Genomic DNA, 10,000 nt, shown 5'->3' with positions numbered 1-10,000 from the left:
CGGAATGTTGTTGTTTGGCTGATTCCAAGTTTCTTGTTGGTTGGTTACTTCCATTTGTTTTTTGTTTTGGTTAGTTTTTACGAATATATAAAAATATTACATATAAGTCTAACTTGTCAAATTTTGTTACAACCTAATTTGCGTAAATACCTTTTATTTTATCTACAATCGTTTGCGCTAATTTTTGATGACTTTCAAATGTCCATCCTGCAATATGTGGTGTTAGCAATACATTTTCAGCTTGTAATAAATATTCGAAAGCGGCTGGTTTTTCACCTTCAAATAAAGTTTCGAAAGATAGTTTTTCGTATTCTAAAACATCTAAACCTACACCTAAAATTTTACCTGATTTCAATGCTTCAACTAAATCAGCTGTTACCACCGAATTTCCTCTTGCGGTATTAATCAACCAAAATGGTTTTTTAAATTGATTAATAAAATTAGCATTAATCATTTTATCAGTTTCGGGTGTCCAAGGTGTGTGCAAACTCAAAATATCAGCTCTTTCTTGAAGTTCGGATAGTGAGACTTGTGTGGCATTGGTATCTCCGATATTCGACAAGGTATCATGACACAAAACGGTTACATCAAATCCGCGAAGTTTCTTTGCGAAAGATTTTCCCATATTTCCATATCCAATAATTCCGATTGTTTTGCCTTCTAATTCATGACCGCGATTGGCTTCTCGTTTCCATTGACCCGATTTTACTTCGTTATTGGCTTTGTTCAAGTTATTAAAAAGTGATAATAACATTCCGATAGCATGTTCACCAACGGCATTGGCATTTCCTTCCGGAGCCGCTATTAAATGAATTCCTTTCGCTGTAGCGTAATCACAATCGATACTTTCTAAACCAGCACCAACTCTAGCGATGAATTGCAAATTAGTAGCTTTATCTAAAAACGCTTTATCAATTTTAAAGCGGCTTCTGATGACAATACCTTGATAGTTTTCAATTTTAGCTTCTACTTCTTGTTTGGATGAAGTAAAATCAGCTTCGTTTTGAAAACCGGCTTGTTGTAATTGCTCCCAAAGTAAGGGATGATTACTATCGATGTGAAGAATTTTGATGTTACTTAGATTCATGTATTCGTATTTTATATAAAAGTACAAAATTAGGGTTCAAAAAAAATGAGGCCAATTCGACCTCATTAACTTTTACATATTCAACCAAGCTTCTGGATTTAAAGTAGTAGTATTTTGCAATACTAAGAACTTAATAACCGCCTTACCTGATGAATCGGTATGAATTTTTCCAATATTCTGTTTGATGTTAACTTTTTGTCCTTTTGTAACACTTACCGATGACAAGTTTAAGTAAACCGTAATAAAATCTCCATGCTGGATATAAACTGCTTTATTATTTGCAGAAATCACTTGTACTTGTAATACTTCACCACCAAAAACCGCTCTAGCAGAAGAACCTGGCTCAGTAGAAATTTCAACACCACTATTGTGAATAGTTAAATTCTTATGAACTGGATGTGGCTGATCTCCGTGAGGTAAAGAAACATATCCTTTTACAACTGGCCATGGAAGTTTACCTTTATTCGCTTTAAAATTATCTGAAGCTACTTTTCCTTCTGCAGATAAAACAAACTTTGAAGCTGCAGTTGTTCCGGCTTTTGGAGCTGTAGTTCCTGACTTCTCTGCGTTACGTTTGTTAGCAGCAGCAATTTCGGCAGCAATTAATTTTTTAATTTTTGCATCGATATCTTTTGCTTCTTTTTGCTTTTTGGTAATCTCAGCTGCTAATTTCTTTTTATCTTTTTGTATCGACTTAACTAAGCGTTCTTGTTCTTGTTTTTCTTTTTCTAACTCTTGCTTTTCTTTTTCAGTTTGTGCTAAAACAACTTCTTTTTCCTTTTTGCTTTCAGACAAACGTTTTTCGGCTTGTAATAATTTTGTTTGCTTGTCTTTAATCTCTTCCCCTTGCATTTTTCTGAATCCTGCATATTGTTTCATGTATTGGATTCGTTTGTAAGCTTGGAGGAAATTCTCAGATGAAAGAATAAACATAATTCTACTTTGCTCGTTTCTACTTTTATATGATTTTACAATCATTTTTTCGTAATCTTCCTTTAGAACTTTTAATTCTCTATTTAACTTGTTCATTTCTAATTGCGTCAAATAGATTTCATCGCTTAGAATACGCGTTTGCTTTGCGGTAGTATTCAATAATTTTTGTCTTAATTGAATCAACTGTTTTTGCTGATTAATTTGGGTTAAAACCGATTTCTCTTTCTTCTTCTCGGTTTCTAAACGCGATTTATTTTCTGAAATTTCTTTCAGAATTTGTGCTTTGCGCTCTTCTAGTTTTTGCTGTTCAGAAGGTTGAGCAAAACATAGGCTTGTAATGAAAAAGAAAAATACGATTTTAAGAAATTGATTCATGCAACAAGGATTTTTACAAAGGTAGTTTTTTTAGTTAAATAAAAAATTAATTGATTTCAATTGCGGTGTAACCACTAGGCACTGAATAAGGATAACTCAAATCTTCATTAAATGTTGTGTTCTTATACTCAATATCAATTGTAATTTTATCTTTCTGTTCTGCTTTAATGTTGATTTCGTTTGGTAAAAACATCCCTTTTTCTTCTTTGTACGAAGGATAACGAATTTCTAAATTTCGGTTTTGACTTGCTTGAGAAATTGTTTCTTTCTTCAATAAAAAATTAGCGCCTTCGAAATAAAATTCTTTTGCAACATCAGAACTATTTGGCAATGACAACTTAAACATTTTCTCTACTACTTCAGAAACCCATTTGTCTTTTGTTAAATCGTCAATTGCTTTTCCAAGAAATAAATTCTGTACTTTATTGAAATCTAAATCGGTTCCCAACCAATTACTTAACATACTAAAATCACCTTCAAAATACGTATTATTTATTTTTTCATAATAACTTACTTTGGTTGGAGTAATCATAGCTTTTGCCATTGGAATTCCTAAGAACTTAATGTTTATCCAAATGATTTCGTCTTTTTTGATGCGGATATCAGCATTCATTGAGTGTGATTGCTTTTCATCCTCATATTTAGCGTTAGCTCTTATGTTCAAGGTTTTAAAATCATGTTGATTTTTATAATGACCATTGATTACTTTTGAAACTTCGGTGTTTTCATTTGCTGCAGCTGTTGCAACGGTTTGTTTTGGCTTACATCCGATTAAAAAAACGATTAAAAAGGCTGATATAATTGACTTCATTTATTTTTGTAATTGCTTTAATTTGTTGGTATACGTTTCTTTTTTTGCATTATCATTCAAATTCTCACAACTGATAATTAATTGTTTGTAAAAATTAACATTGAAACGATTGTTGTAAATTCCAGATTCTGACGGATTAAATTCAACAACAAAATCCAAGCCATTTTCTAAAATATTCTTTGCTTTTTTATATTCTTTAAGTTGATTGTATCCTAAACCTGCATAAAAATAAAACCCAACTTGGGTAGGAAATGACTCCAAATATTCTTCTGCTTTCTTAGTTACTGATTGAAAATCTTGCTTCTGAATTAAAACTTCTAAATTCAATTCCATGGCTTCTAAGTCATTGGAATTTCTTTTGATTCCTTTCTCAAAATATTTCGTCGCATTTTCTAAATCATTCTTTTTCCAGAAAAATTTCGCCACTTCTTTTGCTACATTGATTTCTCTATCGTTATCAAAATAAGGTATTGCTTTATCTACATCTTTTAAATACGATGGATTTTTAACAGCAAAAATTAAGAACTCATTAAAAACACGATGTTTGATTTTCAAATCCATTCGGTCATTGTCCAAAACTTTAAACATCGATTTTGATGCATTTTCACCATCGTTATTATTTAAGTGAAATTTCACTAAACTTACGTGTGCCCAATCGGAATTTGGGATTTCTATTTCCAATTGTTTTGCCACTTCAAAGGCCTTATCTTCTTGATTAAAATTTATATACAAAATAATTAAATCAATATAATTTTGCTCTACATTAGGTTGCTTTTTGATGGCTTCTTCTAATTGTTCTTTTTGTGGTTTTGTGTACGCATTCGATTCTTGAATCTTCAATTTATAATATTCCATGCTGCTGGTCAACTTAGATTTCGATTCCATGTCTTTCAACAAATCCAATGCTTTTCCGTGTTGATTTGTGTTCATGTAAAGCGACACTAAATCTTCATTCATATTGGAATCGAACTCTACTAATTTCTCTACAATTGGAATCGATTTTTGATAATCTTTCGTTTGATAATACACATCGTACAATCCGTTCCAATACCAACGTTGTTTGTTGTCTAACTCGATTGCTTTTTTGAAGGCATTTTCCGCATCAACATAATTTTTTAGGCTCAAATAATTCTTGCCTAATTCATATTGAAAAGCCGCATTTTTTGGTTCTTTTTCAATACACTTTTGAATCGCCACAATAGCTTTATCGTAATTTTCGATGCCGCGTTGTTTCACAGCTTCGTAAAAATTATTTTCCAATTGGTCATCCACCAAAGCAATTGCATCGGGATTTTCTTGTGCGAACAAGTGATTCCCAAAACTAAAAAGCAGGAACGCCAAAAAAGCTATGTGTTTTTTCTTTATCATCTATTCTAAAACCGAATAATCTCCAATACTAATACTTGTAAAATTGCCATCAAAACTCGCGTGATTTCCTATCATCGCGTTATCTAAATTGGCATTTTTAATATGTGCGTGAGTTTGAATCAAACTGTTTTTTATAGTAGAATCAATTACGTGACATCCTTTTCCTAATGAAACATTTGGACCAACCGTAGCATTAATCAACACCACATCTTCCCCGATATAACATGGCGGAATAATAGTTGCATTTTCCAATTTCACATCATAATCCACCAAATGTTCTCCATCGTTATGTAAAAACCCTAGCATTCTTGTATTGGTTTCAACGGTAACATCTTTGTTTCCGCAATCCATCCATTCGTCTACTTGTCCTGGTACAAATTTCATGCCTTTTGCCATCATTTGCTTAATACCATCGTTAATTTGGTATTCGCCACCGTGGATAATGTTGTTGTCTAACACCGATTGCAATTCGTTTTTCAACACGGCAATATCTTTAAAATAATAAATTCCGATTACGGCTAAATCCGACACAAATTCTTTTGGTTTCTCTACCAATTCGATGATTTCTCCATTGTCATTTAAGTTTACCACACCAAAAGCTTCTGGTTGATCCACTTGTTTTACCCAAATAACGCTATCAGCGGTTGTGTCTAAATCAAAATCCGCACGAATTAAAGTATCCGCATAAGCAATAACTGCTGGACCTTCCAATGAATCTTTCGCACACATAATCGCATGACCCGTTCCTAATGCTTCGTTTTGATAATAAATCGTTCCTCTTGCGCCTAATTTTTGAGCAATCGCAATTAAATCTTCTTCTACTTTTTTACCAAAACTCTCATGAATAATAAACGCTACTTCGTCTATTTTCTGATTTAAAACTCCTGCAATATCTTCCACTAATCTATGAACGATTGGTTTTCCTGCTACTGGAATTAATGGTTTTGGAACAGTTAAGGTATGTGGGCGAAGGCGTGAACCACGACCTGCCATTGGTACTATTATTTTCATGGTATATTTTTATTTTAAACGCAAAATTCGCAAAGGTTTTTCGCAAAGTTCGCTATGATTATATTTTTGATGTTTTTCGGAACACTTATTTCACTCCCGTACTTCCAAAACCACCTTCGCCTCTAGAAGTTTCTGATAATTCGGTTACTTCAAACCATTCAGCGCGTTCGTGTTTGGCTATGATTAATTGGGCGATGCGTTCTCCGTTTTCGATTATGAAATCTTCATTGGATAAATTTACTAAAATCACGCCAATTTCTCCTCTATAATCGGCATCCACTGTACCCGGTGAATTTAAAACGGTGATTCCTTTTTTAGCTGCCAAACCACTTCTTGGACGTACTTGCGCTTCGTAACCTATTGGCAATTCAATGAAAAGTCCGGTTTTTACGATAGTTCTTTCTAATGATTTTAAAGTAATAGGTTCTGAAATATTAGCACGTAAATCCATTCCTGCCGAAGCGATGGTTTCGTAGTTAGGTAACTCGTGATTGGATTTATTGATGATTTTGATTTGCATTTTTAATTCAATTTTTTTGGAACACAGATTTTAGAAATTGGAGAAATCCTAACTAAATCTATAATTCAAAGTTATTATTTTCTTCTGATAATCGTTAAAATGGTTTCTTTTTCGTTTCGGTACACAAAGTAAGCAAAAAACAAGATAGCTGCAATTCCGAAGGCGTAAGTTTCACGTAAAATAGGTACATAAAATGAAATTCCCGAAAGCACTATTGCTAATCCTAAATAGGTAAAAATCGATTTCTTATCATACGGAATTGGATATTTCTTTTGTCCCATATAATACGAAATAAACATCATAGTTCCGTAAGCCAAAATGGTAGCAATTGCCGAACCCATGTAACTTATCATTGGAATTAAAAGCAAATTTAAAATTAAAGTCACTAGAGCTCCTACAATTGAAATATAGGCTCCCACTCTAGTTTTATCAATTAATTTGTACCAAACCGATAAATTGGTGTAAATCCCTAAGAAGAAATTCGCCAAAACGATTAGTGGCACCACATCCATAGCATCCCAATAAATAGCTTTTGGGACTAAAATCAATTTTAAAATATCCGCAAAAACGATAACTCCCAAACAAATAAACGAACCTAAAATGACAAAATATTTGGTAATCGTAGCATAAGTTTGAGGTGCATTTTCATTTTTAGCGTGACTAAAGAAAAACGGTTCAATCCCTAATGTATAAGCGGTTCGAAATAAGACCATGAACATTCCTATTTTATAACAAGCGGAATAGGCTCCAATGTCAGCCATGTCGACATTCATCCAATCTAATAAAATTTTATCAAAATGTTCGTTGATGGCAAATGCAATTCCGGCTACCAAAATAGGTAAGCCGTATTGCATCATTTTCTTCCACAAATCTGCATCAAATTGCCATTTGATTTTGAAATAATCAGGCAAAACAAAAAGTAAAGTGGCTAAGCTCGCAATTAAATTTGCAACAAAAATATAGCCAATTTGAAAATCATCATGGTATATAGTTTGTAATAATGGATTCGAAGATTCGTTTGCTAAATCAGGAAGCAGAATCAAAAAGAAAACGTTTAGTAATAAATTAATTAAAACGTTTGAAATCTTAATTACGGCATATTTTATAGGGCGACCTTCGGCTCTAATTTTGGAAAACGGAATAATCGCTAGTGCATCTAGAGCTAAAATCCAAATGGTAAAAACGATATATTCTACGTTGATTTCTGACCAAAGTGCTAAGTTTTTTCGAAATAAAAGAAACAAAGCTAAAAATCCTATCGTGGACCAAAAAAGCGAAATAGTAGATGTAGATATTACTTTCCCTTTGTTTTCTTCCGAATTATAAAAACGGAAAAAGGCGGTTTCCATTCCGTAAGATAAAATCACATTGAAAAAAACCAGATAGGAAAAAATAACGGAAACCTCACCCATTTTTTCTTTATCTGTAAGATAATAAACAAAAATGGGGTTTAGAATAAAACTAATAATTCTAGGCAAAACCGTTGCTATGCCGTAGATTGCCGTTTGTTTAAAAAGACTTTTATAGAGACTCAAATTTTATTTATTTATAGACAACAAATATAATTAAAACTTTGGTCTAGCAGAAGGATATTCTAAGGCTGGTTTTTCGGTTACATTTGTTATTTTTTGTTGGTATTCTTTTCCGTCTTTTTGAAAAATCAAAATAGCTTCGTTATCGGCTAATGTTAAAGCATTTTTAGGGCTAGTATATGTTTGCGAATCATCTCCTTCAATTTTTTGTTGATTTCCTGGTGTTTTTATCATCGCTTGAAAATGTAAATTATCTTGTTTAGTAAAAGACACTTCATAGCCTTTGAAAATTAGTCTTTTCAATTCAATATTTGATGGTAATTCTGATGTAAGTTCTACATAAAAATTAATACCGCTTCCGCCACCACGAACACCTGCTACCCAACCTTGATAACTAGCAGACTGGATGTTATCTTGCGCAATTATATTTGTAGAACCACATGAAATGAAAATTAACCCTAATAAAATTGTAACTAAATATTTCATGCTGTCTTGATTTTTAAAATTACCACTAATTTAAAGCAAAAAAAGAGCCAAAACTAAGGTAATTACAAATTAATTTGAATATTTTCGCCTTTAGTAATTTTCTTACGGCATTTAACATGAAAACAACAGTTTTATTATTTCTTTTTTTAATTAGTTCGGGTTTAAACTTTGTTTTTTCTCAACAAAAAATTGAAACCAAAAAAGTTCCCTCAACGCTTTCAAAACATGGAATTACCATACAAGACAATTATGCATGGTTGGAAAACACTACTGAAAAAGAAGTTGCTGATTGGGTAACTTTACAAAACAATATTAGCGAAGAAAAACTATCAGAATTAGTTAGAAATTATAATTTTTCATTCAAAATAAAAGATTATGATTATTTGTCTACGAATGGATTGCCAAGTAAAAAAGGAAAGTATTTTTACAATACCTATAGAATCGACAAAAACAAACCAAGCGTTTTATATTACCGAGAAAGTTTAAATGATTTAGGCAAACCGTTGGTTGATCCGTTTGATGTTTACAAAGATGCGAATGTAGTTTTATCTGGATATTTTCCTTCTAAAAACAATAAATATTTGGCTTTTAAAATTAGTCCAAACGGAAGCGATAGACAAGAAATTAAATTTAAAGACTTTGCCAACAAAAAATATCTTGACGATGTTCTAACGGATGTTAAATTTTCAAATGTTGCTTGGAATGGCGACAGAGGTATCTTTTATAAGAAAAATTCAAACAAAGAATTCTTTGAAAAAGATTCTACTTATCAGTTATACTATCATAAAATTGGAGATATTCAAAGTAAAGACCAATTGGTTTTTGATACTTCAAAATCAAAAGCTAATTTCATTTTTTTTACCAAACAAAATAAATTATTTGTTGTTGAAACAAGCGAAGATGAAACCACAAATAACTACTATTATACTACAATTGAAAACGAACAATTTCAATTTAATAACTTCATAAAAGACGATAAAACGAATCTAAATCTTTTAAATATTATTAACGATAAATGCTATTTCTCGGATGAAAAATATCCATGGGGAAATGTGAGTTACTTTGATATAAACAATCGAGCAGAAAGTACGGTCTTAATTCCTCAAGTATATTCTCATTTGCTTATTGGAACTACCTTTTTAGAAAATTATATTATTTGTAAGTATAACAATATGGGCAAATATTATATGTCTGTTTACGATTATACTGGAAAATTTATTCGAAAATTTGAAGCGCCACACAATATGGATTTTCAAATTAGATTTTATGACGAAAAAACAAATGAACTTTTTGTTACTTTTTATTCGTACACCATTTCTTCATTAAATTACAAGCTAAATATTACAACTGGAGCGAATGATATTTATTTTAATGATTTTATTCAGCCAAAACCAACTTTATTTCCATTTAACTATTTTGAAACCAAAACGATTACTTATAAAAGTAGAGACAATAAAGATATTCCAATCGTTATCATTCACAAAAAAGGAATTGAGCTTAATGGAAACAATCCTACTTTATTAAGAGCTTATGGCGGTTTTGGAAGTGTTAGCAGTCCAAATTACGACACTGGATTATTGCATTTTATGGAAAAAGGTGGCGTTTATGCCTTTGCGCAAATTAGAGGTGGAGGCGAAAAAGGGAAAAACTGGCACAAAGACGGTAAAGGATTAAAGAAAATCAATTCGATTAATGATTTTGTTGATGCTGCTGAGTTTTTAATTCGAGAAAAATATACCAATCCAAACAAATTAGCTATTAATGGCGGTTCGCATGGTGGATTAGTCGTTGGTGCTGCCATGACACAGCGTCCTGATTTATTCAAAGTCGTTATTTCTGAAATGGGAAGATTAGATATGGCTTCGCTTGATAAATAT

At 31.9% G+C, this 10,000-nt stretch carries 9 protein-coding genes; 1 reads left to right on the top strand and 8 read right to left on the bottom strand.

The genetic code is table 11. The features are described 5' to 3' along the window. Positions 1–133: 133 nt before the first annotated feature. From LDL23_RS02560 to LDL23_RS02525, 8 genes are all read right to left on the bottom strand, one after another. Positions 134–1,087: a 2-hydroxyacid dehydrogenase gene (locus LDL23_RS02560; protein WP_291264310.1), complete on the bottom strand. Its 954-nt coding sequence runs from the start codon at positions 1,085–1,087 to the stop codon at positions 134–136. Between the two features lie 72 nt (positions 1,088–1,159). Next, positions 1,160–2,395: a peptidoglycan DD-metalloendopeptidase family protein gene (locus tag LDL23_RS02555; RefSeq protein WP_291264309.1), complete on the bottom strand. Its 1,236-nt coding sequence runs from the start codon at positions 2,393–2,395 to the stop codon at positions 1,160–1,162. 46 nt (positions 2,396–2,441) lie between these two features. Then, entirely contained in the window at positions 2,442–3,206 is a 765-nt protein-coding gene (locus LDL23_RS02550) for a DUF4292 domain-containing protein (RefSeq protein ID WP_291264308.1), read from the bottom strand. After that, a complete protein-coding gene (locus tag LDL23_RS02545; RefSeq protein ID WP_291264307.1) occupies positions 3,207–4,574 on the bottom strand; it encodes a tetratricopeptide repeat protein in 1,368 nt (455 codons plus the stop codon). It abuts the gene before it with no gap. After that, the gene (locus LDL23_RS02540; RefSeq protein WP_291264306.1) at positions 4,575–5,585 is read right to left on the bottom strand and encodes a sugar phosphate nucleotidyltransferase; all 1,011 of its coding nucleotides are present in this window, start codon (positions 5,583–5,585) and stop codon (positions 4,575–4,577) included. An 85-nt stretch (positions 5,586–5,670) separates the two neighbouring features. Beyond that, positions 5,671–6,117 (bottom strand): dUTP diphosphatase, encoded by a 447-nt coding sequence (gene dut, locus LDL23_RS02535; protein ID WP_291264311.1) that lies wholly within the window; start codon positions 6,115–6,117, stop codon positions 5,671–5,673. A gap of 62 nt (positions 6,118–6,179) precedes the next feature. After that, positions 6,180–7,640, bottom strand: coding sequence for a polysaccharide biosynthesis C-terminal domain-containing protein (locus LDL23_RS02530; protein WP_291264305.1), 1,461 nt, complete (start codon positions 7,638–7,640; stop codon positions 6,180–6,182). A 30-nt stretch (positions 7,641–7,670) separates the two neighbouring features. Beyond that, entirely contained in the window at positions 7,671–8,123 is a 453-nt protein-coding gene (locus LDL23_RS02525; protein ID WP_291264304.1) for a hypothetical protein, read from the bottom strand. Between the two features lie 116 nt (positions 8,124–8,239). Between LDL23_RS02525 and LDL23_RS02520 the strand changes: the two genes are divergently transcribed. Continuing rightward, positions 8,240–10,000 (top strand): prolyl oligopeptidase family serine peptidase (locus LDL23_RS02520; protein WP_291264303.1); only part of this gene is annotated, 1,761 nt, incomplete at its 3' end.

It is taken from the genome of Flavobacterium sp., from assembly GCF_020217025.1.
GTDB lineage: Bacteria > Bacteroidota > Bacteroidia > Flavobacteriales > Flavobacteriaceae > Flavobacterium.
Note: the sequence above shows the minus strand (reverse complement) of the source record. Positions and strands in the feature narration are given on the sequence as shown.

Coding starts and splice junctions, on each gene's coding strand:
- LDL23_RS02560 (WP_291264310.1), bottom strand. CDS start 1,087: ATGAATCTAAGTAACATCAAAATTCTTCACATCGATAGTAATCATCCC.
- LDL23_RS02555 (WP_291264309.1), bottom strand. CDS start 2,395: ATGAATCAATTTCTTAAAATCGTATTTTTCTTTTTCATTACAAGCCTA.
- LDL23_RS02550 (WP_291264308.1), bottom strand. CDS start 3,206: ATGAAGTCAATTATATCAGCCTTTTTAATCGTTTTTTTAATCGGATGT.
- LDL23_RS02545 (WP_291264307.1), bottom strand. CDS start 4,574: ATGATAAAGAAAAAACACATAGCTTTTTTGGCGTTCCTGCTTTTTAGT.
- LDL23_RS02540 (WP_291264306.1), bottom strand. CDS start 5,585: ATGAAAATAATAGTACCAATGGCAGGTCGTGGTTCACGCCTTCGCCCA.
- LDL23_RS02525 (WP_291264304.1), bottom strand. CDS start 8,123: ATGAAATATTTAGTTACAATTTTATTAGGGTTAATTTTCATTTCATGT.